The 24992-nt window shown below is 42.3% G+C and carries 22 protein-coding genes; 10 read left to right on the top strand and 12 right to left on the bottom strand.

Annotated elements, in window-relative coordinates:
- Positions 1-161: 161 nt before the first annotated feature.
- Positions 162-1106: an ABC transporter substrate-binding protein gene (locus FTU19_RS10120; protein WP_180131054.1), complete on the bottom strand. Its 945-nt coding sequence runs from the start codon at positions 1104-1106 to the stop codon at positions 162-164.
- Between the two features lie 113 nt (positions 1107-1219).
- Positions 1220-1837, bottom strand: coding sequence for a rhomboid family intramembrane serine protease (locus tag FTU19_RS10125; RefSeq protein WP_004783040.1), 618 nt, complete (start codon positions 1835-1837; stop codon positions 1220-1222).
- 158 nt (positions 1838-1995) lie between these two features.
- Between FTU19_RS10125 and nfuA the strand changes: the two genes are divergently transcribed.
- Entirely contained in the window at positions 1996-2634 is a 639-nt protein-coding gene (gene nfuA, locus FTU19_RS10130; RefSeq protein ID WP_004783039.1) for a Fe-S biogenesis protein NfuA, read from the top strand.
- A gap of 191 nt (positions 2635-2825) precedes the next feature.
- Entirely contained in the window at positions 2826-4880 is a 2055-nt protein-coding gene (locus FTU19_RS10135) for a TonB-dependent receptor domain-containing protein (protein ID WP_257219732.1), read from the top strand.
- 38 nt (positions 4881-4918) lie between these two features.
- On the opposite strand, the gene FTU19_RS10140 is transcribed toward FTU19_RS10135, so the two are convergent.
- Entirely contained in the window at positions 4919-5926 is a 1008-nt protein-coding gene (locus FTU19_RS10140) for a hypothetical protein (RefSeq protein WP_180053146.1), read from the bottom strand.
- Positions 5927-5940: 14 nt separating this feature from the next.
- A complete protein-coding gene (locus tag FTU19_RS10145; protein ID WP_180033964.1) occupies positions 5941-6978 on the bottom strand; it encodes an alpha/beta fold hydrolase in 1038 nt (345 codons plus the stop codon).
- A 308-nt stretch (positions 6979-7286) separates the two neighbouring features.
- Between FTU19_RS10145 and FTU19_RS10150 the strand changes: the two genes are divergently transcribed.
- Entirely contained in the window at positions 7287-7901 is a 615-nt protein-coding gene (locus FTU19_RS10150) for a carbonic anhydrase (RefSeq protein WP_004783034.1), read from the top strand.
- A gap of 34 nt (positions 7902-7935) precedes the next feature.
- On the opposite strand, the gene FTU19_RS10155 is transcribed toward FTU19_RS10150, so the two are convergent.
- On the bottom strand, positions 7936-8565 hold the full coding sequence (locus FTU19_RS10155) for an arylesterase (protein ID WP_179992124.1): 630 nt from the start codon (positions 8563-8565) through the stop codon (positions 7936-7938).
- 11 nt (positions 8566-8576) lie between these two features.
- Between FTU19_RS10155 and FTU19_RS10160 the strand changes: the two genes are divergently transcribed.
- Both FTU19_RS10160 and FTU19_RS10165 read left to right on the top strand, forming a co-directional pair.
- Positions 8577-9302, top strand: a complete 726-nt coding sequence (locus tag FTU19_RS10160) for an ABC transporter ATP-binding protein (RefSeq protein WP_034170433.1) — start codon at positions 8577-8579, stop codon at positions 9300-9302.
- A gap of 1 nt (position 9303) precedes the next feature.
- Positions 9304-11799 carry an ABC transporter permease gene (locus tag FTU19_RS10165; RefSeq protein WP_180131058.1) on the top strand — a complete coding sequence of 832 codons (2496 nt, stop codon included), beginning with the start codon at positions 9304-9306 and terminating at the stop codon, positions 11797-11799.
- Between the two features lie 3 nt (positions 11800-11802).
- Here FTU19_RS10165 and FTU19_RS10170 read toward each other — a convergent pair whose 3' ends face one another.
- Positions 11803-12633 (bottom strand): rhomboid family intramembrane serine protease, encoded by an 831-nt coding sequence (locus FTU19_RS10170; RefSeq protein WP_180053149.1) that lies wholly within the window; start codon positions 12631-12633, stop codon positions 11803-11805.
- Positions 12634-12710: 77 nt separating this feature from the next.
- Here FTU19_RS10170 and mtgA point away from each other — a divergent pair, with 77 nt between their 5' ends.
- Both mtgA and ppk1 read left to right on the top strand, forming a co-directional pair.
- The gene (gene mtgA / locus FTU19_RS10175; RefSeq protein ID WP_004783023.1) at positions 12711-13385 is read left to right on the top strand and encodes a monofunctional biosynthetic peptidoglycan transglycosylase; all 675 of its coding nucleotides are present in this window, start codon (positions 12711-12713) and stop codon (positions 13383-13385) included.
- 111 nt (positions 13386-13496) lie between these two features.
- Positions 13497-15578 (top strand): polyphosphate kinase 1, encoded by a 2082-nt coding sequence (gene ppk1 / locus FTU19_RS10180; protein WP_034704182.1) that lies wholly within the window; start codon positions 13497-13499, stop codon positions 15576-15578.
- A 47-nt stretch (positions 15579-15625) separates the two neighbouring features.
- On the opposite strand, the gene FTU19_RS10185 is transcribed toward ppk1, so the two are convergent.
- The 5 genes from FTU19_RS10185 to rubA all read right to left on the bottom strand — a co-directional run bounded on the left by FTU19_RS10185 (position 15626) and on the right by rubA (position 19802).
- Positions 15626-16222: a helix-turn-helix transcriptional regulator gene (locus tag FTU19_RS10185; protein ID WP_180131060.1), complete on the bottom strand. Its 597-nt coding sequence runs from the start codon at positions 16220-16222 to the stop codon at positions 15626-15628.
- A 230-nt stretch (positions 16223-16452) separates the two neighbouring features.
- Positions 16453-17361 (bottom strand): LysR family transcriptional regulator OxyR, encoded by a 909-nt coding sequence (gene oxyR, locus FTU19_RS10190; protein WP_005234587.1) that lies wholly within the window; start codon positions 17359-17361, stop codon positions 16453-16455.
- 13 nt (positions 17362-17374) lie between these two features.
- Positions 17375-18313 carry an esterase EstB gene (gene estB / locus FTU19_RS10195; RefSeq protein WP_034704187.1) on the bottom strand — a complete coding sequence of 313 codons (939 nt, stop codon included), beginning with the start codon at positions 18311-18313 and terminating at the stop codon, positions 17375-17377.
- 57 nt (positions 18314-18370) lie between these two features.
- Entirely contained in the window at positions 18371-19549 is a 1179-nt protein-coding gene (rubB, locus tag FTU19_RS10200; protein WP_175967056.1) for a rubredoxin reductase RubB, read from the bottom strand.
- 88 nt (positions 19550-19637) lie between these two features.
- Positions 19638-19802, bottom strand: a complete 165-nt coding sequence (gene rubA, locus FTU19_RS10205) for a rubredoxin RubA (RefSeq protein ID WP_004783011.1) — start codon at positions 19800-19802, stop codon at positions 19638-19640.
- A gap of 476 nt (positions 19803-20278) precedes the next feature.
- Between rubA and FTU19_RS10210 the strand changes: the two genes are divergently transcribed.
- On the top strand, positions 20279-20821 hold the full coding sequence (locus tag FTU19_RS10210) for an adenine phosphoribosyltransferase (RefSeq protein ID WP_004783009.1): 543 nt from the start codon (positions 20279-20281) through the stop codon (positions 20819-20821).
- A gap of 39 nt (positions 20822-20860) precedes the next feature.
- On the opposite strand, the gene FTU19_RS10215 is transcribed toward FTU19_RS10210, so the two are convergent.
- Entirely contained in the window at positions 20861-21355 is a 495-nt protein-coding gene (locus FTU19_RS10215) for a YqiA/YcfP family alpha/beta fold hydrolase (RefSeq protein WP_034704192.1), read from the bottom strand.
- A 386-nt stretch (positions 21356-21741) separates the two neighbouring features.
- Here FTU19_RS10215 and lysS point away from each other — a divergent pair, with 386 nt between their 5' ends.
- Positions 21742-23268: a lysine--tRNA ligase gene (gene lysS / locus FTU19_RS10220; RefSeq protein ID WP_034704199.1), complete on the top strand. Its 1527-nt coding sequence runs from the start codon at positions 21742-21744 to the stop codon at positions 23266-23268.
- Between the two features lie 271 nt (positions 23269-23539).
- The gene (locus FTU19_RS10225) at positions 23540-24991 is read left to right on the top strand and encodes a capsule assembly Wzi family protein (RefSeq protein WP_159122821.1); all 1452 of its coding nucleotides are present in this window, start codon (positions 23540-23542) and stop codon (positions 24989-24991) included.
- Position 24992: the final 1 nt, after the last annotated feature.

Here is a 24992-nt window from a genome sequence, read left to right on the forward strand (position 1 = left end):
TCATGAAATACGGTATTCTGATGGGACAAAACCTGAATCCTGGTCGTTAAAGTGTTTGTTTGCACTCATATTTTAACTGTTAGGACTCAGGTTTTTTTATTTAAAGCAAACTATGGGACAGCAGTGAGCTTGAAGCTTCCTTTTTAGTAATGGGTTAAAAATTAATTCGCTGTGCCTTTAATGAGTTCTTCCAGCATGAAAGCGGTATTGTCCAAACCTGCACCAGTGATGTACCAGGCATCAGCATTCACATAGCTCACTTTTTTCTCTGCCAAGGCTTTGGCATTTTTTAGGGCAAGGTGTTTCTGAATATTATCCTGAGCGGTGTATTTCTGGGTATTCACCGCACCACGATCCAGGATAATGATGTAATCCGGATTCTTCTCAACGGCTGCTGTAATACGCTGAACATTTTTCTCCGCTGCTTTCAATGCTTCCGGAGAGCCGGCTTCTGGACGGGGTGCATTAGACTGTTCAGATGGATCCAAGACTGGTTTAAAACCTGCTAATTCATAAACAAAGCCAAAACGGTCATTTTCTGCATGTGGCATAAAGTTTTCACCAACCGCAAACAACATCAGTGCAGTTTTGTCTTCAGTTTGCTTTTTAAGCTGTTGCTGCAGCGTTGCAATTTTACCGAGCTTTTCAGTAGCAATTTTCTCTTTACCAAATGCACGAGCCAAGACATGGGTACGTTCCGTCAGATCGACAATATATTGGCTAGTATCTGGAGAAAGGTCTAAAGTCGGAGCAATACCTTTAACAGCCTCGGCTTTAGAAGCCGAACGGCCACCGACAATAATCAGGTCGGGTTTAGCAGCTTTTAGTACATTGAGATCCGGTTCAAACAGAGAACCAGCTTTGGTGAATTTGTCCTGCTGGTATTTGCTTAAGTTGCCTGCAAAGCTTGCAGAAGGCACCAGCTGAGCTTCAAGCCCTAGTGTATTCAAGATATCCAGTGCCGAAAGGTCATATACTGCGATCTTTTTCGGGTTTTTTTTGAGTTGAATATTTTGGTCTTTATAGTCGAAAGTGACCTGTGCAGAAACTGTAAAGGAAGTCGTCAGTCCTAATATTGTGGCAAATGCTAAAGTCTTAAATTTCATGTTTATTCCTCTAAATTCGCGACAAGATTAGCATAATTGGTAGAAATGAAAATCATTTTCATATGTGAATGATTAAAAAAGGGATATTTGCTATCCCTTAATCATTCAAAACTTTAGAAGGGGATTTGAGTCAATTTATTCAGGAAATGCGGAATAAGTCGTGGCTCCAGAATAATCGTCATCACCACACCATAAGCTGCACCCCAAAGATGGGCACTGTGATTAATATTGCTGTTGCCACGTTTGCCCGACCAAATGCTATAGGCCACATATAAAACAGCAAAAATAATCGCAGGTACGGGAATAAAGAATACGAAAATCAGCTTCCATGGTTCAAACAGAATATAAGCGAACAGAACCGCGGATACTGCACCGGAAGCACCCAAGCTGGCCCAGCGCGCATCATTTTTATGTTTCAGATAACTTGGCAGAATCGCTGCAACCAGACCACCTAGATAAAACAGGATAAAGCCCAGATCATATAAATACTGGCGATAAAAACTTTCAATAATGCTGCCGAAAAAGAACAGCGTGATCATATTGAATAGTAAATGCGTGCCATCTGCATGGATAAAACCATGGGTAATGAAACGGTCATATTGACCACGTTGCATGGCAGGCGGCCAGAAAATCAGACGATTCATTACCGTTTCTTTTGAAAAAGCAATAAAAGAAACAATACAGGTGATCAGAATAATAGTGACGGTATGATTAAAAGGTAAATCAAGCATATAAGTAATTCTGTTTCTATCTATTTGACAATGATCATGCCATTAAAACAAATCTAAAGTGCGACTTTTATAATAAATCCGACAATTTTGGTTGAATTTTTATAATTACCCCGCATCTTCAGTTAAAATAGTAGCTTCAGCTTGAGGAAATTATTGTTATGTCGACTGAGAACAGCAACACTCCGGTTGCAGAAGAAATTCCAAATCTTTTGATTACACCGACAGCACAAGAGTATTTAAAGGATCTATTGGACAAACAGAATACACCAGGTATTGGCGTACGCGTGTTTGTAGAAAATCCGGGTACACCGCGCGCTGAATGTTGCATGGCTTATAGTGCACCTGATGAGGTTGTACCTACAGACTATAAGCAGGAATATCCAGATTTTCCGGCCTATATTGACTCTCCGTCAATTCCATACTTGCTAGATGCAGTTATTGACTACAATAAAGACCGTTTTGGTGGTCAGCTGACTTTCCGTGCACCAAACTCTAAAGTGCCACGCGTCGGTCCTGATGCCTCTGTAGAAGAGCGTATTACCTATGTGCTTCAGTCAGAAATTAACCCGGGTCTGGCAGGTCACGGTGGTAACTGTGCACTGGTTGAAGTGGTTGAAGATCCTGAGCATGGCTTAACTGCAGTTCTTAAGTTTGGTGGTGGTTGCCAGGGCTGTTCAGCAATTGATGTGACTTTAAAACAAGGCGTTGAAACAACCTTGAAACAGCATATTCCTGAATTGGCACGTGTGGTTGACCAAACTGACCATACCCAAGCTGAAGGTGCTTATTTCAAATAAGTCTCTAATAAAATTAGCTTGTAAGAAATACCTCGAATGCTCGGGGTATTTTTTTATCTAGATTTAATAATGATAATAATTATCAATACTAATTGTATTTATAGTTACATTTGATACAATGCGTCACAATTCCAGCAATATTTCTTCATAAATCAACTTTTGGGGCACCTTCGAATATGAGTAAGCTGTTTATGAAATCGACTTTGGCCTTTGCAGTGCTTTCAGCATTAGCTGTTTCAGTACAAGCACAAGACCAGGTAACTGAAGAACAAAAAGCAACATTACAGACTGAAACTACTAAATTGCAGACCATTGTGGTAACCACAGCGGGCGGTTTTGAACAAAATATTGCAGATGCACCCGCTTCTATTTCAGTCATTACCGCGGAAGAATTACAAAAAAAATCATATACAGATGTAATTGATGCTGTAAAAAATATGCCAGGCGTCTCTGTGCAAGGTGGCGGCAATAATAAAGAGATTACAATCCGAGGTATGGGTGCAACCTATACGAAATACCTTGTTGATGGCAGACCAATTAGCGCCGGTAGGGCAGTGAATGGTAATGGTACAGACGGTGGGAAAATTGGTGCATATTTACCACCAATTAACATGATTGAACGGATCGAAGTCGTACGTGGTCCAATGTCATCACTTTATGGTTCAGATGCTATGGGTGGTGTAATTAATATTATTACTAAAAAAGCGTCTGCTAGTAATTGGTATGGAAGTATTTCTCCTGAATATACGAAGTCTGATAATGATTATGCAAATGATAGTTATGGCGTCAGCATGTATGTCACAGGCCCATTAATTCAAGATAAATTATCTTTAAGTATAGATGGTAACTTCCAGGGGAATGACGAAAGTGACTTTGTCGGTGGAGAAGGGCAAAAATCTGGTTCAAGTGAGTCTGAGAAGAAAGTGAGAAAGCTCGGTACTGAACTGGTTTGGAATGTCGATGAACATAACGATATTGGTTTGAGATATGATTTTACAGGGCAGCAGTACACTACAACACTGGGTAAAAGTGTGGATGTTGCCACTCAAGCCTCTATCAATGAAAATGAGAAAAATCTATATACCTTAACGCATAAAGCACGTTACGATAATTTTACCCTTGATTCATACTATCAAGATGAGACAACTAGAAAAGTTTATAGTGGTGTCGTTGCTGACGAAAAAAATGAAGAATTAAAAGTCTTTAATACACAAGGCTCATTCTTTTTGGGTAACCATGCATTAACAGTGGGTGGTCAATATCAAAAAGAAAAAATCACTGATACCACAAATGGTCTAGCCGATATTACTGGGGTCACTTCACTCGACCGTTGGTTATTTGCCTTATATGCAGAAAATGAGTGGAGCATTACCGATGATTTCGCTTTAACTGTGGGCGCCCGCTACAATAAAGATGAATACTTTGGTGGTGAAATTACACCGCGCGTCTATGGTGTTTATCATTTAACTGATGCTTTAACTTTGAAAGGTGGTGTAAGTACAGGCTATAAACAACCAACGATTAGCCAAATTTCAGAAGGTTTTGGTAGCAGAACAGGAAAAGGCAGTGCTGTCATCATTGGTAACCCTGATTTGTCTCCAGAAAAAAGTACGAGCTATGAATTCGGATTTAACTATTCGGCTCCTGAACTTGGTTTAACAAGCAGTTTAATGGTCTTTAAATCTGATTTTAAAGATAAAATTGTTGAAGATCGTTTATGTGACACGCCAGGAACAACAAATAGTTCTCCTGTAGAAGAATGGAAATGTTCGGCAAATGGCAAGCCATATCGATTTGTTAGCCAAATGAAAAACGTTTCCGATGCAGAAATGAAAGGTGCTGAATTCACATTAGACTATGATGTACTGGATAATCTTCACGCGAGTACAAGTTATACTTATACAAAAACTGAGCAAAAAAGTGGCGAATTTAAAGGCCAGCCTTTAAATAAAATGCCAAAACATATGCTGAATGTCGGTCTGGATTATGATGTTTCAGATACCTGGACGACCTGGATGGACTATAATTACCGTGGCAAAACCAGTGATTATTTAAGCCGTACTTCTATGGATAATGGGACACCGGGATATGGTACTTTTGATGCCGGTGCAGTCTTTAAAGCGACAGATAACTTAAGGTTGACCGCTGGTATTTATAACATTGCAAATAAAGAAATTACCAATGGCGATTATGACATTGTACTTGATGGTCGTAGATACACCGTGGGTATGAATATCAAATTCTAATTCATAGATATGAAAAAGCCGCTTTCTAGCGGCTTTTTTTAGTCTTCAATCTTTAAAATTTTTAAGGTATTTTCAGTATAATAGAATTTTGCCAGATAGGCACGGGCACGTTCACGCAAATAGCCCTGATGAATCATCTGCTGAATAATCGGTGTCAGCAATTCATTCAGTTCATGTTGAATCAATGCTTCATCAATATTCAGATCTCGTAATAACTGATCAAAAGTATGTTCCTGATTACGTACATACCAAGTATAAATCCCGTCATGCAGTTGCTGCTGCATATATTCCGTCTGGCGCATATGATCCCAGATCTCGTGCCCTAAACTCACCGTCTGGTTCAGATCCTGGGTTTCAATATAGTTCTTGAGTACGGAAAGCGGCATGTCTTTGATCTTATGCCAAAGATTGGCCTGAAAATGGTACAGCTTGTCATCATCAAAGTGCTGGTTCAGGACATGCTCACTCATCTGGCTGAGTTTTAAAATATTTTTTTGCAGATAACGGGAGACCGTGTTGTCCAGACTGGAATCCGTGACATTTTCCAGAACAGATTTGCCCATTTTCATAAAACGGGAAACACCCGGCACACTCTTGGCAATCACAGAATTATCCAGATAATCCTGAATCGAATGCTGGATCAGTTGCGTAATCATGGCCGAGAAAGCAGGGTTATTCACCACCGCTTTGATTAGGCGCTGACGATGACCACTTTTGCTGGCCACATATTGTGCAATTTTATCAATGGTCAGTACCGGAATGACATCTGCAATTTTGGTTGTATCATTGGCTGGATGAACCAATGCGAACCGGATATGTTCGGCAATCTGCTCAATCAGAAAAGAACTGGCAGCAGTATCCAGAATCTGCTTTTGTAGTAGCTGATTGATCAGTTCACAGCTCCACAGATCTTTAAGCGACTGCTTGCGCAACCAGAGATAAAACTCATGAAACTCGCTTTGAATGGTTTCAGATTGAGAAAATACCTGATCAAGAAAATCAAGTTGAGCATCAATCAACTGCTCAATCATCGGGTGTTTCTGCATAACTTCTCTGAAACTTAATTGAAAGGAATGAGTTTATCAGCTAGTGGATTTTTTAGGGTCTGTGTCTTGGCCAGGAAAGGCAAATAATGTTGGGCAACCTGTTTTTCTGCTTCCAGAATCGGCATATGACCAACATTATTTAAAATCACCGGAGTTTCAGCACGTTTCAATAAAGAATATAGCTCTTTCACCACTTCGACATTAATAATTCGATCCTGTTTTCCCCATAAAATTAAAGTCGGGGCTTCCACTGTACGGGTCAGACGGGCAAAGGTATCAGGCGTATACAGCCGGTTGAGCATTACCACCTGATCAATCGATTTGCTGGTTTGTTCCGAACGGGCAATCAACAGTTTTTCCTGCGCATGTCTTAACTGGTAAGGCATCGCTGGTGGATTCTGCATCAGCTGTTTGGAGACATCTTCCAGATCGCCCGGTTTACTGACAATCAGATCTTTGAGCGCATGTGGGTCTTTGGTATAAGGCGTATTGCCCATTTTATAGATGCCGGCACTATTTACTAGAAACAGGCTTTGGGTATCGAAAGGGTATTGGGATGCATAAACTGTCGCAATTGAGCCGCCCAAAGAATGACCGGCCACATGCAGATTCTTTTCAATCTTCAGGGTTTCGACAAAAGCACGTAATTGCGAAGTGACATTGGGTACAGACAAGTCAAAATCTGCTGGAATCCGGGTATCGCCATTGCTCGGCAAATCCGGAATGATGACATGATAATACGGAGTCAAAAACTGGGCGACACGATTCCAATTGTCGCGTGTGCCTGCTAGGCCATGAATCAGGATAATCGAGGGTTTGTTTTTTGCACCGCCTTCGCTATAACTCCAAGTCACATCCCCGACTTTCAAGGTTTTGGATTGTAGACCCGCCTGGATGCGTTGCTGGCTCAGGTAAAGCTGTAAAACTTCGGCAGATTTGGCTTTCGGTGGCGTAAACAGATATTGGCTATGGCTCAGGCTAGATAGGCTAAGACCCAGAGCGACTAAAGTGGAATAGATAATTTTTGAGCGCAATTTTATTATTTTCTTCATTAGCACTGTCCCCTGAAAAAACTGAGCAAAAACGCTCAAAATACTTCCGTGTTATCGATTTGCAATTTATAGATGAATCAAATCGTAATCTTTCACTTATTTTAAAGCATTCCTTAATATTGTACATCTGTTAATTATTAGCTTGAGCAGAAAAACTGCTCAAAAAACGTGATGAATTTCACAGAAAAATTCCCAGAACAAGAAATCATCAAAGCGCTAAAAATTTTACAGCTAATTTTTTTTGCAAGTGACATTCAAAAAATCTAGCAGTAAGATATTCCCACTAAAAACATCGATGGTAAAAAAGAATGCTCACAGCTCAGGAAGCTATAGATCGTCTTAAAAAGGGTAACCAGCGCTTTGTCAATGGTGAAACGCAGCATTTAAAATTATTATCGCATCAGCAACGTGCTGAAATGGCAGAAAGTCAGGAACCATTTGCTATTGTTTTAGGATGTTCAGATTCACGTGTACCTGCAGAAATGGTCTTTGACCAGGGTCTGGGTGATCTGTTTGTCATTCGGGTAGCAGGTAATATTGTTGCACCGTCTCAGGTCGGCAGTGTCGAGTTCGCAGCAGAAAGCTTTGGCTGTCCGATTGTGATTGTCTTGGGTCATACGCATTGTGGCGCTATTCATTCAACAATTGAAGCATTAACCAATCCGGCAACACCGCCATCTGCAAATCTAATGTCAATCGTGAACCGTGTACGTCCATCAGTTGAAATTCTAATGCAGACTGAACTGAAAGATGACCTGAATAAACTATCTAAACATGCAGTCCGTTCCAATGTATTTGCTTCAGTAAATCAATTACGTCATGGTTCTGCAGTTCTAGAAAGCCTGATTGCTAAAGGTAAGTTACAGGTGATTGGTGCAGAATATTCACTTGAAACCGGTGAAGTAACTTTCTTTGACTTCTAAGAAAATTTTAAGATTTAATTCAGTTAAAGGCGCCTTAGAGGGCGCCTTTAATATAAGGATAAGCATTATTTAATAAAATAGTCTGGGCTTTGGTGTTGGGATGAATCTGATCCTGTTGCATCAGACTTTTATTACCAGCGACGCCTTGCATAAAGAAGGGTAGTAGTTTGACCTTATACTGCTGACTGACCACCTTATAGTTATTTTCAAAAGCCTTACTATATGCCTGGCCATAATTTGGTGGCATTTTCATTCCAAAAACAACCACATTCGCCTTGGCTTTCTGACTTTGTTGTACCAGAGCTGCTAAATTCTTTTGAATCATTTGGGGTGGCTGCCCACGCAGGCCATCATTCCCGCCAAGCTCAATCACCACAATATCTGGACGGTGAGTCTGTAGCAGTTTCGGCAGCCTTGCCAAGGCACCGCTAGTGGTTTCACCGCTCACACTTGCATTGACCACTTTATGCTGTTTCGGATAGTGTTGGTCCAAACGCTTTTGTAATAAATGTACCCAACCTTGCTGTGGTTGCATGCCATAACCAGCACTTATACTGTCACCCACAATCATAATGGTCTTTGCCGACAGACTAAAAGGAATCAGGCATAGTCCAAAGAATACCAGGCAAGGCAATACACGATTTTTCTGATTTAGATCTTTCATATAGGACACGTATGATTCAAAGCAGCAACGATTCGACCATCATGCCACAAGCGATTATTTCTGCCCAGAAATTGACACAAAAGATACAACTTTCACAAAAACAACTGACTATTTTTGAAGATCTTTCGCTGGAAATTTTGACTGGAGAACAGGTCGCCATTACTGGGCGTTCCGGTTCAGGAAAGTCAACTTTACTGGGCATTTTGGCCACTTTGGATCAGGCTAGTTCCGGGCAGTTAACGGTTTGTGGAGAGCTGGTATCGAACTTGAATGAAGAACAGCGTGCTTTAGTCCGGCTAAAAAATATTGGCTTTGTATTTCAGTCTTTCCAGCTTTTACCTCATCTTACGGCACTTGAAAATGTCATGCTGCCTTTACGTTTACAGCTAGATTTTAAATATAGTGATGCCGAACAAAAGGCGCTGGCATTGCTACAAAAGGTCGGATTAGACCGTCAGGCTCAGCAAACACCAAAAGTACTGTCGGGTGGGGAGCAGCAACGTGTCGCTATTGCCCGCGCATTGGTCAGTGAACCCAAAATCATATTTGCTGATGAACCGACAGGTAATCTGGATGGGGAAACCGCTCAGGAAATTGAACAGCTGCTCTTTCAGTTAAATCGCGAATTAGGCACCACGCTGGTTCTGGTTACCCATGATCCTGATCTGGCCCAACAATGCCAGCGTCATTTTGAACTGGTCAATGGTCAGCTGATTGAACATGCGAGTGGAGGCTGATATGCAGCATCTTTTTCGTCCTTTACTCAGACAAAGTTTTAATACGACAGGGATTTATCTGCTAATCATCGCGCTGACCTTAGCGATTAGTGCCACAACGGCACTAAAGTTCAGTAATGAACAGATTCAGAACGCCGTTGCTTTACAGGCAGCTGAAATGCTGGCGGGAGATTTGGTACTTTCTGATAATGAGCCGCTAGCTCAGGAATGGCGTGATCAGGCCAGGCAGCTCGATTTACAGCAATCCGAAGTCACATTTTTCAGTACGATGGCTTATACCAATGATCAGTTTGTCATGGTCAATGTTAAGGCTATTGATCAGGCTTTTCCTTTACGAGGAGAGCTACGGGTTCAGCCTGCAGCAGATAAAATCCAAGCGGGGGAAATCTGGCTGAGTTCACGGGCCATGGATCTGCTCAAGGTCAAACTGGGTGATGAACTGAATATCGCCGATGCCAAATTTAAGGTTACTGCAAAAATTGAGCAGGATTCTAATCAGGAGCTGGGTTTTTCTGGCTTTTCGCCGACTGTGATTATTGCTCAGTCAGAAGTGGCGCGCACCAATGCGATTCAGGTCGGTAGCCGGATTGATTACCGTTTATTAATGGCAGGCAATCCAGCCGATACCCGGCAATATGAAACCTGGTTCAAGCAGAAGATAAAATCTGAAAATGGGACTTCAGATGAAGCAGATGCTGAGGTTGAGGGACAAGAACTGGAACAGCAGGGCAGTCTACGCTTGCGTAATGCCAGCGAAGGCAATACCCGTTTAATGAAACCAATTGCTAATCTGGATACTTTTCTGCAACTGGCGAATATTCTCACCATTTTATTATGCGGGATTGCCATTGCTTTAACCGCACAACGTTATGTACAGCAGAACCAGGATCATATTGCCCTGATGCGTTGTATTGGCGCGACCAAAAATCAGATTCTAGCCGCTTATCTGGCTTTGCTGGGTTTAGTGCTTTTAATCGCCATGTTGATTGGTAGCGTGATAGGTGTTGCATTGGGTTATGGCTTGCTGCAGCTCATGCTACAGCTGATTCCAAACTTGCAGCTTGAGTTCTCTGCTACGGCGATGCTGCTGGGGCCCTTGCCAATTGCCATGCTGACCAGTGCAGTGGTGTTACTGGGCTTTGTCATGCCCAGTCTGTTTCAACTCTTAAATACTCCTCCGATTCGGGTCATTCGTCAGCAGGAAAAATCCGTCCATTCGATGTTGTGGATGTTACTGACCGGAACCTTAAGTCTGATTATTTTCAGTGTGATTTTAACGGAAAATATCGTGCTGACAGCTTGGGTGATTGGGGCCATTATTCTGCTTTGTGCTGTTCTGTATTTTACGGTCTGGAGTATTTTAAAACTGCTGCGTAATCTGAAATTCAATCTGTCTGCCTATGTACGGACACCGTATCAGACCGCTTTACAGATTACTGCCTTAGCTTTAGGACTCAGTTTGATTAGTGTGCTGGCTGTACTGCGTACAGATTTACTTGATCGATGGCAGCAACAGTTGCCGGAAGGGACACCCAACCAGTTTGTTTATGGTCTGCCGCCTTTTGATATGCCTGACTTAAAAGCTCAGTTAGAACAGAATGGCTGGAAAAGCACGCCGCTTTATCCCAATATTCGCGGGCGTCTGGTAGCGAAAAATGATCATCCTTTTGCTGCTGAACTGGTCAAAAAGAGTAATACCTTAAGACGTGAACTGAATCTGACCCAGTCGGATCGCTATCCTCAGGATAATGTGATTGTTCAGGGGGAGGCAGGATTGAAACAGCCGGGTGAGGTTTCGGTCGAAGCCAATACTGCACAAGAGCTGGGCATCAAACTGGGAGATAAGCTCAACTTTAGCCTGCCTGAAGGCATACTCGAAGCCAAAGTGGTGAATCTCAGAACGGTAGAGTGGGAGAGTTTTAGTCCAAACTTCTTCTTTATCTTTGCACCAAATACTATGGGTGCCAATGCGGGCAGTTATCTGGGCAGCTTCTATGTACCGGAAACAGACAAAGATAAACTGGTGAATCTGGTTCAGCGTTTTTCGAATACGGTATTTATTGATGTCAGCCTGATTCTGGAAGAAATCAAACGAATTGTGAATGTGCTGGTACAGATCATTACCATTCTGGCTGTGCTGGTCAGTGTATCCGGTTTTCTGGTACTGATGGCCTGTCTAAACCTGCTCATGGATGAACGTAAACGTGAAGTGGCTTTGCTCCGGTCTTTTGGTAGTTCCAAACAGAAGCTGAAAACCATGATGAGTCTGGAAATCGGTTTTATCGGACTATTCGCCGGTATTGTTTCATGTCTGTTTGCAGAAGTGATCAGCGCCATTGCCAGCTATAAGATGGATCTGATCATCCAGCCTCATTGGGAAATCTGGATTATCCTGCCTGTGTTTATGACTGTATTATGTACCCTGATCGGGCGTTATCGTCTGAGTTATCTTTCCGAAATTCCACCTTTACAAAGCCTGCGTGAGATGAATCAATAAGATTCATTTCGCAGGTTGATCGGCCAACTGCTGTTGTAGCATTTGTAAAATCTCTTGCCAGAGTGGGCGGATCGGTTCAAGCAAAGCCAGATTATATTGATACAGCACGATACAGGCAGCGACGCCGAGCAGTAAGGCAACCAGACTGACCAAACGGCCACGCTGCATTTTCTGACCAAGATACCAGAGCGCTGTTAGTCCGGCCCCCATGATCATGCCGCCAATATGTGCGGCATTGTTAATTCCGCTGATCATAAAGCCCATCGCCAGGTTAAGGCCCATGATCATTACGAGCGTTTTTTTATCCAGAATAAAAGGCTGACGGGGCAACATTGGCAGTAAAGATAGAACAGTCAGGGAGGCACCGAGACCCATGACTGCACCCGAAGCACCCGCACTAACACCCGGCAATAAGCCAGGATTGGCTACACCGCCTTCGATTAAGGCATAACTGTCCTGGATACTCATATAGCCACTGAGCAAACTACCCATCAGGCCGGCACAAATATAAAGACCTGTAAAATAGATCCGGCCAAAAATTTGTTCAGCGACACTACCAAAAATATACAGTGCCCACATATTCAACATCAGGTGAATTAAGCCAAAATGAAAAAACATGCTACTAAACAGGCGTATGGGTTCCGCTAAATACGTTAAAGGTGCATAATCTGCTCCCCAGCGAATGGCATCTGGAGAACTTGGCTGTGTGATGTCCATTCCATTCAGAACCTGCCAGCCAAACAGGCCGACATTGATACAGATCAGGAGTGCGGTCATCCACCAGAGCTGCATTTCCAGTTTGCGATGTGTTGTTGGGGGAGAATATTCAGGCATGCTATTTTTTTGCTGTGATTGTATATTTCGAATAAGCTTAACACGAAAAATTGAATTTTCAGGAGTAACGCACTGACATGAAAGCCTTTCTGACCCGCACCCTTCTCGTGATTGTCAGTGTGATTCTACTTGTTCAACTGTGGATTTTTGCAAGTTTAGCCTGGTGGCGAACCAATCCGGTGAATACCACCATGATGATGCGGATCGATTATTGGACTGAACCCTCCAAGCCCATTCAACATCAGTGGCGCCCTTATGATGAAATCAGTACCAATCTGAAGCGGGCAGTTGTTACGGCAGAAGATGGAAAATTCATGCACCATCATGGCTTTGACTGGGATGGTATTCAGACTGCGCTCAGCCGTAACAAGAATGAAGGTCGTGTCGTGGCAGGGGGGTCAACCATTTCCCAGCAGCTGGCTAAAAACCTGTTCCTTGTCAACAAGCGTTCATTCCTCCGTAAAGGTCAGGAAGCTGTTGCGACTTGGATGATGGAGCGCATGTGGTCTAAAGAGCGTATTCTGGAAGTATATTTAAACTCGATTGAGTTTGGAGACAATATCTATGGAGCAGAAGCGGCAGCCAAACATTATTTTGGTAAGACTGCAGAGAGCCTGACTCGTGATCAGGCCATCTTCCTGGCAGCGATTCTCACCAATCCAAAATATTTTGAAGATCATCGTAATGCATCAGCCCTAAAAGCACGTAAACGTATGATTCAGCGTTATATGCGCTATGCTGAAATCCCTTAAATAAAAATATCAAGATAAAGCCCAAATATTTGGGCTTTTTTTATGAAAATGTCATTAATTTGAAGCATACTAAAAGCAATAAGCAAGACTTGAAAATAGCGTAGGTTTAATATGAATACGGCAGCCAGTACGACTTCGGCACCAACCGAATATACTTATAATGATCGTTACATTAATCGTGAACTGTCTATTCTGGATTTCCATTTGCGAGTGCTGGAACAGGCGGTTGATCCTCTGCATCCTTTGCTGGAACGCATGAATTTTCTACTGATCTTTTCACGTAATTTAGATGAGTTTTTTGAAATTCGTGTGGCTGGCGTCATGGAACAACTGGATTTGGGCAATGAAAGCCGCAGTCCGGATGGTTTGACGCCAAAACAAGTATTAGAGCAGATTGCCGAAACTGCACATGCCGCCATTGAACGTCAGTACCGTATTTTAAATGAAGAGATTTTGCCTAAACTGCGTGAGGAAGATATCTGCTTCTTGCGCCGTGGAGAGCTAACACCGGCACAATCGGCCTGGGTGAAAAAATATTTTCAGGAACAGGTTGCTCCAGTTCTTACGCCTATTAGCCTTGATCCGGCACATCCATTCCCACGTCTGGTGAATAAATCCCTGAATTTTATTGTGACGCTCGAAGGGAAAGATGCCTTTGGCCGTCAGATTGATCTTGCGGTTGTTCCTGCGCCACGTTCATTGCCACGTGTTGTGCGTTTACCGGATGAACTGACTGATGGTAAAGAACATCATGTGATGTTATCCGCCATCATTCATGAACATGTGTCTGACCTGTTCCCGGGCATGACCGCGACTGGCTGCTATCAGTTCCGTGTTACCCGGAATGCCGATCTGGCCTTAAATGAAGATGTTGAAGACCTGGCCAAAGCCTTAAAAGGCGAGCTAAGTTCGCGCCGTTTTGGTCGTGCAGTCCGTCTGGAAGTGACTGAAAATTGTCCGCAGCATATTTATGAATATCTGCTGGAAGAATTTGATCTGGATGAAGAACAGCTCTATAAAGTGGCAGGACCGGTTAATCTGGCGCGGTTACTGTCCAACTTCAAACGTCCACATCTACGTTATGATTCACATACGCCAATTCTGCCTAAAGTACTGAAGAAATCTGAAAATGTTTTCAGTGCCATGCAGAAGCAGGATATTTTGCTACATCATCCATTTGAATCTTTTGCACCAGTGATTACGCTGTTACGTGAAGCGGCACGTGACCCTCAGGTACTGGCAATCAAGCAGACATTGTATCGTAGTGGTCCAGATTCCGAGATCGTGCAGGTGCTGGCAGAAGCGGCCCGTAACGGTAAGGAAGTGACTGCAGTCATCGAGCTGCGTGCACGTTTTGATGAAGAATCTAATATTGCAGTTGCCAATGTGCTGCAAGAAGCGGGTGCTGTCGTGGTCTATGGCATTGTTGGCTATAAAACCCATGCCAAAATGATTCTCGTTGTACGCCGAGAAAATAACAAGTTGGTGCGTTATGTACATCTGGGTACCGGGAACTATCATGCGGGCAATGCACGGATTTATACCGACTATGGTTTGTTAACCACGGACAAAGATCTGTGTGAAGATGTGCATCGTATCTTCCAGGAATTGACCGGAATGGGGAAAATGGCCAAGCTGAAAAAGCTGCTCCATGCACCATTTACCTTGCATGCCCAGCTCATCAACTATATTGATAATGAAATTGCCAATGCTAAAGCGGGCAAGAAAGCCCAGATTATCGTGAAAGTCAATGCTTTAACTGAACTGCAACTCATCAACAAACTTTATGAAGCTTCTCAAGCAGGTGTACAGATTGATCTGATTATCCGCTCGATTTGTTGTCTACGTCCAGGCTTGCCGGGACTTTCAGAGAATATTCGGGTACGTTCAATCGTCGGCCGTTTCCTGGAACATACGCGCGTATTTTATTTTAGCAATAATGGCAATTCCCGCATTTATTGCTCAAGCGCAGACTGGATGGATCGTAACCTGTTTAATCGTGTAGAAGCCTGTTTTCCGATTGAAGATGAAGCATTAAAGAAACGCATTTACCAGCAAGGCTTATTAAATTACCTGAAAGACAATCAGCAGGCCTGGTTGTTACAGGGAGATGGAACCTGGGTGCGTGCCCAAGTCGCTGAAGGTGAACAACCACATAATGCACAGCGTACCTTGCTGGAAACCTTTAAATAACTCAAAAAAACTAAAAAGGCTGATGATTCAGCCTTTTTTATACCCTATTAGGTTTGGAAACCAGTTAATGGCTTCACGAGCTTTTGATAGATTCTGCGAATAGCAGCATAAATCTGGTAATCGTGCAGACTTAATCTGTTTTGAATTTCGGCCAAAGTCAGGTCTTGGCTGAAATACTTTAACATCTGTACTTCAGTCTGATTTAAAAGATGTATCTTTGTTTCCTGACTCACTAAATAACGGGCTAATTCAGGATGTAAATAGGAACCGCCACGTAGGATGATTTTCAGGCCTGCTACTACTTTTGAAACAGGATGCGATGCAATCAGATATCGATCCACGCCAGATGACAAGAATAAATTAATCATTTCAGCTGAATCATCAGCTAAAACTACAATCAGATGAGGAATCTGGATTCGTGCTTGAATTACATTAAAATTCTTAAGCTGTACTTTCTCATGAATCTCATATAACACGAGATTGGGAAGATACTGTTCAATATGGGATTGAGCAGACAGATGATTGGTATAGGACAGCATATCCGGTTGATAACCGAGCTGTAGCAATACAAGATCAAGATTGGAAGAGAGCGGTGGTGGATAAGGTTGCACCAATAATACCGGTGCGGGCAAAAATGAGGCCAAAGAAATCTTATCCTGAGAGTAATTAATATACAGATGTATTTTGGCTTAAATTGGTTTCAATGCCAATCCCCAGAAATAGGGATTTAATTTTTATATATTATAAATAGTTAAAGTTTAAAAATTGGTTTTGAATCATTTTAATTGACTGAATTTATAAAAATTTACTTTATCAGAAGACACAGGCAATAAAAAAGGAGCAATCTAAGTGCTCCTTTTTTATTAGGGCTTAATTAAGCTGCATCGTGAGCAGTAATTTTTTGCAAAATTTGTAATAACACATCGAATTCGCTTTGTAGCGGTGTGCTCTTACGAGTGACCAGCGCCAGAGTACGGCTTGGTGCAGCATTAATTGGATTGATGCGCAGATCCGGATTGGCTTTGATCATATTGGTATGCAGCGCAATTTCTGGCAACAGGGTGAAACCAAGATCAGCAGACACCATTTCAATTAACGTCGGTAATGAACTTGCTTTCAGGCGGTGATCATTTTTACGCTCACCAATCGGGCAGGCACTCAATGCATGATCACGCAAGCAATGACCTTCTTCAAGCAGCATCAGGCGAGACAGGTCCAGATCTTCCAGAGATTTGGCTTGAGCCGCATTCTGGTCAGATTTGTGATGTACCAGATACAGATTCTCTTTGGCAATTTCAGCAACTTTCAAGCTACGGGTATCGAAAGGTAGAGCGAGCACCACCATATCCAGATTACCATGCTCCAGTTTCTCTACAATTTTCTCACTTTGAGCTTCATGTAAATGTAGCTGGATTTTCGGTAGCTGCTGATGCACTTCATCCAGAAATTGCGACAGGATGAAAGGGGCAATGGTTGGAATAACGCCAAGATGCAGATCACCGGTTAATGGTTCACTCATTTCACGACTTAAACGCATTAAGTCCTGAGCATCAGCCAGTAGAACACGGGCACGTGCAACCACTTGTTCACCAAGCGGCGTTAAACGTACATTCTGGCGATCGCGTTCAACAAGAACGCCACCGAGTAAACGCTCCAGCTCCATAATACCGCCAGACAAAGTTGACTGGGTAACAAATGAGCGGCGAGCAGCTTCTGTAAAATGCAGCGTCTCAGACAGTGTTACGAGGTATGACAGCTGTCTTAGGGATGGTAATGCAGCCATAGTGTCCTAATGTTTATGATTTAAAATGATCAGCAAATAATTCGCTAAGATATGGAATAAAATGCGGAGGGATATCATGCCCCATTCCATCAATTAATTCAAATTTAGCCCCTGAAATTGCTTTTGCAACAGCCTTACCATGACTAGGAGGCAGCAATCTGTCACGAGCACCATGAACCACCAGGGTCTCTTGTTGGATTTGCTTGTCCAGTTGCAGCAATGAACCCGTACATAATATTGCTAAAAACTGTTGAAGTACACCCGCTGGATGGTAACTTCGCTTATATAACTTACGGGCGGTCTGAATCGCTTCCAGATGATTCACATAACCCGGCGAGCCAATAATATTAAACAGCTTCAAGCTATGATCGACAATGCCATCTTCATCTGTGGAAGCGGGTTTGTCAATTAAACTAAAGAGTTGCTTTGGAAAAGGCGGAGGTAACAGTGGCTGGTTATTACTGGTAAACAGTAAACCCATTTTTTTAACTTTGTCAGGATAACGTGCGGCCAGAATCTGGGCAATCATGCCGCCCATAGAGGCACCGAGCACATAGACCTGACCCAGTCCCATTTTTTCAATCAGAAGATGTACATCATCTGCCATATCGTACAGCGTATAAGGCGCGCCCTGATTGCCTAAACCCAGTACAAAACGGCTCATCATTTTTAAAGTGTTTAAGCGAGGCCCTTTATGGTGAATTTTGGAAGATAAACCAATATCCCGGTTGTCAAAACGCACCAGATGATAGCCCTGATCAATGAGGGATTTACAGAAGAAGTCCGGCCAGTACAGCATCTGTGCCCCAAGTCCCATAATCAGCAGAATGGTCGGGTGTTCAGGATTTCCTCCGACTTCCACGTGCAATTCGATGCCATTGCCAAGATCGACCTTGGTTTCACGCATGAAAGCGGTATACGGAGAATGATTGAACTGCAAGGCACTATGCATGATGTATTTCCTGATTAAAGGACATTTCGCTTAAAAAATGTCCTTTGTATTAAACATCTAAACTGTAGCTGGAATCAAGTCAGGAACCTGCTTGGTCAATGCTAGGCGTTGTTTGGCAGCAGTGGCACCGAGCAGGACAAAACCACGTAAAGTGCCACTAGCATCAAAGGCTTTGGCCAGCATACCGTCATCAAACTCTTCATTTTCCCAAGTTACTTCGACATCTACCGGAGCGGGAAGGACAGTCAATGGCGCAGCTGGTGTTTTTACAGCAACTGGCATTGCTGGATAATGGACTGCAGTATGTTCGCCATTCAATGTTTTAGACAGGGCACGAGCCTGCTGCATGATTGGCATGACATATGGCAAAAGCATTCCATTTACTTCCGCACAGTCGCCTACTGCATAAATGTCCGGTTGATTGGTTTCTAGTTTTGTATTGGTCAGAATCCCGCGACTGGTATGAATATCGGCTTCTTTTGCGACAGAAATATTCGGTTGTAAGCCCACAGCAGAGAGCACCACGTCGGCAACTACCGACTGGCCATTGGCAAGTGTGACCAGATAGTCACCATTTTCAACTTTAGAGACTTTTTCAACTGTTGTTCCTAATACAAAATGAATGCCCGTCTCTTCAAGATTTTGCTGAAAAGCATCTGCGACATGAGCTGGTAATAAGCGACCTAAAGGCTGGGGTGCCAGATCAATCACAGTGACCTGATGATTGGTATGCTGCAAGTCATTGGCAAATTCACAGCCGATCAGGCCTGCGCCTAGAATCACCACGCGTTTATCCTCACGTGCTGCCAGATTATGACGGAAAGCTTTATAGTCAGTCAGGTTATTGACCATATGAATATCGTCGCTGGCATCACCGGCAATGGCTAGGCGTACTGGATTGGCACCTACAGCTAGCACCAGTTTAGAATAATCCTGTGTGCTTTCCTGACCGTCTTTTTCTAAAGTTAGCTGATGTTGTTCAGGATGAATCACTTTGACCCAGGTGTTTTTTTCGATGCGCATTTTCAGCTGTGCTGACATTTTTTCTGCATCACCCAAAGGGATGTGTTCTGGCGCTTTGTTTCCTGCTAAAGCATTAGAAAGCGTAGGTTTTGCATAATTAGTCGCATCATCAGCACAAATCATGACAAGTTCATGGTCTGGGTTGAGTTTGCGAAACTCACGGGCAACAGCATAACCCGCCATGCCCGAACCAATGATGACGATAGGATGCATACGATTCTCCATGCTTTTTTAAATTAGTTTTTTTCAGGTATAAAGGACATAAAAAAGACCATTCAATATGGTCTTTAAAAGAACATGATTAGATTTCAATCATTTCAAAATCGACTTTAGAAACACCACAATCCGGACAAGTCCAGTCATCAGGAATATCTTCCCATTTGGTTCCAGGAACGATTCCGTCCTGAGGCCAACCTTCTGCCTCGTCATAAATCCATCCACAAACGATGCATTGATATTTTTTCATATAACTCTCCAAAACTGACCAACTGTAGCTGTCAGCTTAAAATCCACAAATGGCAAGACCCTAAAGAATATGACTTTTAATAGTAAACATATTTGGCTAAATTTTTACGCAGTTCTATTCATAAAGTAAAGCGAATAAAAGTTTAATCAGTGAAATTAACAGCAGAAAGGTCAGTCCCTAGATATTTCACTACTAGAAATATATTTAAGGTTAGGCAAAGAGTTGTATTTTTAGTTTTATAAAATACTCTTCTGACTTAGATTAAGCTGTAGACCAAAGTCGGGCAGAAAAAATGATTAAAATCAGTTAACTTAGAGTCAGCAAAGTCTTTATTAAATATTTTTTAAAATAAATTTATATATTTAAATCAATTGGTTATTATTATTTTCTGCTTTAATGTTGCACAGTCGTTGTTGTTACACATTGTTAATTTAGTTTAAAATTCACCTATTCCTTTCCTTGTTTAAAGATCTCCCATGAGCAATTTGTCTACTTCTCTGTGGTCTCACATTCGTACTGTCCAGAATTTCCCAAAACCAGGCATTTGTTTCTTCGATTTGACTCCATTATTCATGAATAATCTGGGTCCATTAACTGATGCTCTGATTGCCAGCATTCCTGAAGAAAAGCTTGCTGAAGTAGACAGCTTTGTGGCAGTGGAAGCACGTGGTTTTGTGCTGGCAAGTCTGTTGGCGCAGCGTACTGGCAAAGGCTTATTGCTGGTTCGTAAAGCAGGTAAATTGCCGCCTCCAGTGGTAGGTGTAGGTTATAGCCTTGAATATGGCCTGGACCGTCTGGAAATGTCTGCAGAAGTTCAGGGACAAAAAGTGATTATTGTGGATGATGTACTGGCAACTGGCGGTACATTGAAAGCAGTTCATGAATTGGCTGAAAAATGTCAGCATCAGGTTCTAGGTGCGAGCATCTTTCTTGATCTGCCAGATTTACACGGTGAATTAGGCCTGGACATCTGGTCAGTACTTGATGATAAATCCCAGCCTGAAGCTGCAGTTGCTTAAGTCTGAATGATCAAAAAAGCCCCAACTATTGGGGCTTTTTTATTGCCGGATAAAATGATATTCAATTTCCTGAATCAGGTCGTTAATCTGTTCGGGATGTTCCAGACGATGATGACCACCTTCAATGGCATGAATTTGCATATAATCTTCAAGCTGTGCCTGTGCTGCATGCATATCCAGAATTTCATCGCCTAATTCCAGATAGGCCATTTGCGGAATATCATGCTGCAAATCACTGTCACAAATCGCAGGATAATCATCGCGGAAATTCGGTTGCAAGCTAGGATTCGCGATCACACAAGGGATCTGATGAGCTTGTGACATTTTTAGCGCCCAATAACCGCCCAGACTGTGTCCGACCAGAATATCCGGTTTAATGGTTTCAACCATTTCGTGGTAGAAATCGGCTACCGACTGGTAGCTCAGATTGCGATAATCCACATCTATACAATATTTATGCATTGCATCAATTGCATGAAATTTCGTGGACTGTTTTGACGAATCCAAGCCATGAAAAAACAATATTTTAGACATATTTTTACTCATTTTTATCGGACATGGCAAAGTCGTGGTCAGGGTGTTAAGACACCACCTTTTAATATGGTCATTATTGTAAAACGTCTATTTCGAGGAAGCAGTTAGCTATTGGTCTAAGCTGATATGGGATATAAAGGCATAATTTGTGCAGAGGGTTGAGGTCTTGGACTTTCATCTAACAAAAGTTGGGCAATATTTTAAAAAACCAATCATAAAATTCGAAACTGAAAATAATGCAAATCATTTGTTTTTAAAAATTTCATATATCCAGAAATTTTTCTCAAGAAAAGCCGCGTGTGGGAAGTCTTTACGCTACGATTTGATGCAGATTTCTGCTATTCTATGCAACTTCTATTTTTTAACTAATCTTATCCGAGGCAGAGATGACGCAAAATAACGCTCAATCGACTTCTGAACAAATCATTTCCGAAAACGATTTAATTGCACAGCGTCATGCCAAGTTAAAGCAGATTCAAGACCACGCAAAAGAAACTGGTGTTAGCCCATGGCCAAACACATTTAAACGTGAACATTATGCGCAAGACTTACAAGACCAGTTTGCTGATAAATCTAAAGAAGAAATTGAAGCTGGCGAACACGTTCATGTAAAAGTAGCAGGTCGTGTGATGTTGAACCGCGGTTCATTCATCGTGATTCAGGATATGACCGGTCGTATTCAGCTTTATGTTCCACGTAAAGAACTTGAGCCAGAAGTACTTGCAACGATCAAAGGCCTGGATCTGGGCGATATCATTGCAGTTGAAGGTTATATCGGTCGTTCTGGTAAAGGTGACCTGTATGTTCATATCGAACATTTTGAATTACTGACAAAATCATTACGTCCACTTCCAGACAAGTTCCATGGTTTGACTGATACTGAAGTGAAGTATCGTAAGCGTTATCTTGATCTGATCGTAAATGAAGAAACCCGTAAAACTTTTGAAGTTCGTGCCAAAGTTGTTGCCGGTATTCGTAGCTTCCTGAACGACAAACGTTTTATGGAAGTTGAAACCCCGATGATGCACGTAATTCCTGGTGGAGCATCTGCGCGTCCATTTGAAACGCATCATAATGCACTGGATATGCCGTTGTTCCTGCGTATTGCACCTGAGCTTTATTTGAAACGTCTGGTTGTGGGTGGTTTCGAGCGCGTATTCGAAATTAACCGTAACTTCCGTAATGAAGGTGTTTCTACTCGTCATAACCCTGAATTCACTATGATCGAATTCTACCAGGCGTATGCAGATTACAAAGACCTGATGGAATTGACAGAGCAAATGCTGGAAAAACTGGCAATTGATATTCTGGGTACCACTGATGTGCCTTATGGCGATGAAGTCTTTAGCTTCAAAGGACCATTTAAAAAGATCTCAATGTTTGACGCCATTCTTGAGCACAATCCACAGTTCACTCCAGAAAATGTCAATGACCGTGAGTTCCTGGCGAAATTCATTCAGGAAGAACTGAAAGAACAGGTAAAACCAGGTTTTGGTCTGGGTAAACTGCAAACAATCGTATTTGAAGAAACGGTAGAAACTCAACTACGTCAGCCTACATTCGTGACTGAATATCCAGCGGAAACTTCTCCACTAGCTCGCCGTAATGATCAAAATCCGCATATTACAGACCGTTTTGAATTCTTTATCGGTGGTCGTGAACTGGCAAATGGCTTCTCAGAATTAAATGACCCGATTGATCAGGCTGAACGCTTCCAGGCACAGGTTGCTGAGAAAGATGCGGGTGATGATGAAGCAATGCACTATGATGCTGACTTCATTGAAGCTCTGGAATATGGTCTGCCTCCTACAGCAGGTGAAGGGATCGGTATTGACCGTCTGGTGATGATCTTTGCGAATGCACCAAGTATCCGTGATGTAATCTTATTCCCGCATATGCGTCATAAACACTAATGACTTATTCGAAAAAAGGCAGTTTTTAAAACTGCCTTTTTTATGTGTTCAGTATTTATTTTAAATAAAATTAAAACCCAGCATTATTTAATTCTATTTTTTACATTTGTAATTTCATTTTTGTATTTCTATCTCATTTCTCGAAGCGATTTATTATTTTGAAAGTCAATTAAATCTAGGGTTTCATATTATACTGATACAGTTTCGCCATTGAATATTGTTTTTGAAATATCTATGGTTAGGCAAAAATAAACTTGAGAATATTGATCCCATGTTTCTAAAAAAACCATTATTAAGTGTACTTCTTACGACACTTTCACTTCCTGTTTTTGCTCAAGGGCTGGTTCTGAATGATGCAAATCTTCGTACTGACTTGAACTGGTTAAACCAGCAAGGGGTGATCCAGATCAGTACCTCGACCTGGCCGCTCAGTGGTGATGAAATTCAACGTGCTCTATCCAATGCACAAGTGAGTAACAAAGTACAACAACGTGTTATTGATTCAGTTCTGGCAAAATTAACAGCAGACAATCAGCAGCTCAAAGTAGGCTTATTTGCGGAAAGTGATCCAAAAGATATTCCTCAAGCCTTTGGCGATCAGCAAAAGGCACAATTTCAGGCAGCTTTAGAGTTTAATGCAGGTGGCGAAAACTGGGATGCCAAACTCCGGGTTAATGCCGAAAAAGATCGACAAATTGAGAATGATCAGGATGTAAATCTGGAAGGATCTTATCTAGCAGGGAAACTCTGGAATCAATGGCTGATTGCCGGCCAAATTCCGACCTATTGGGGTCCGGGACATGATGGCAGCTTGATTCGCGGCGATGCTAGCCGCCCAGTATATGGATTTATGGCACAACGTGCAGAACAAACAGCTTTTGAAACTAAATGGCTGTCCTGGATTGGACCGTGGCAATATCAGGCTTTTGCAGGACAATTGGATGATTATACTGCCGTTCCAGATGCCAAACTAATTGGTCTTCGTGTAACAGCACAACCTTTATCTTACCTGGAGCTAGGTGCTTCTCGTGCGATTCAATGGGGTGGGGAAGGACGTCCTGAAAGCTTAAGTTCATTATGGGATGCTTTTGTCGGGAATAAAGATAATGGTGGTACGGGTGAACCTGACCCATCGAACCAGATCGCGGGTTTCGATGCACGCCTGAACCTGTTTCCTTTGACACAGGTACCTATGGGCTTCTATGGGCAATATGTAGGTGAAGATGAAGCGGGTGGTCTGCCTGCGAAGAAAATGTATCTGGCTGGAATAGACTATTCTTCGACTGTAAGAAATATGCCATATCAACTTTATACAGAATGGGCAGATACACGTACTAACGGCAAGGTGCGAGGTATTTCTTATAACCATACCAATTATACTGATGGTTTTTATCAGCATGGTTATCCGCTGGCACATGCTTTAGGTGGTGATGCACAGATGGTTTCAGTAGGTGGTGATATCCGTTTTGATCCGATGAACCGTTTATCTGGGCGGGTATTGTTTGCTGAAGTCAATCAGTCTGAGCGTGCAAGTGTAAATAATGCTGCTTTTGCTTTTGATGATGAAATTAAAGCACTAGATGTCACCTGGTCGCATTATATTCGTCCAGAAATGCCACTTAAAATTAATGCCTGGATAAGTGACTCAGATGTAAATGGTCAGGATGGCGGTGCCTCTATTGGAATTGAAATTCCATTAGAAAAAGGCTTGTTCAAATATTAAT

Source organism: Acinetobacter sp. YH12072 (genome assembly GCF_013419565.1).
GTDB lineage: Bacteria > Pseudomonadota > Gammaproteobacteria > Pseudomonadales > Moraxellaceae > Acinetobacter.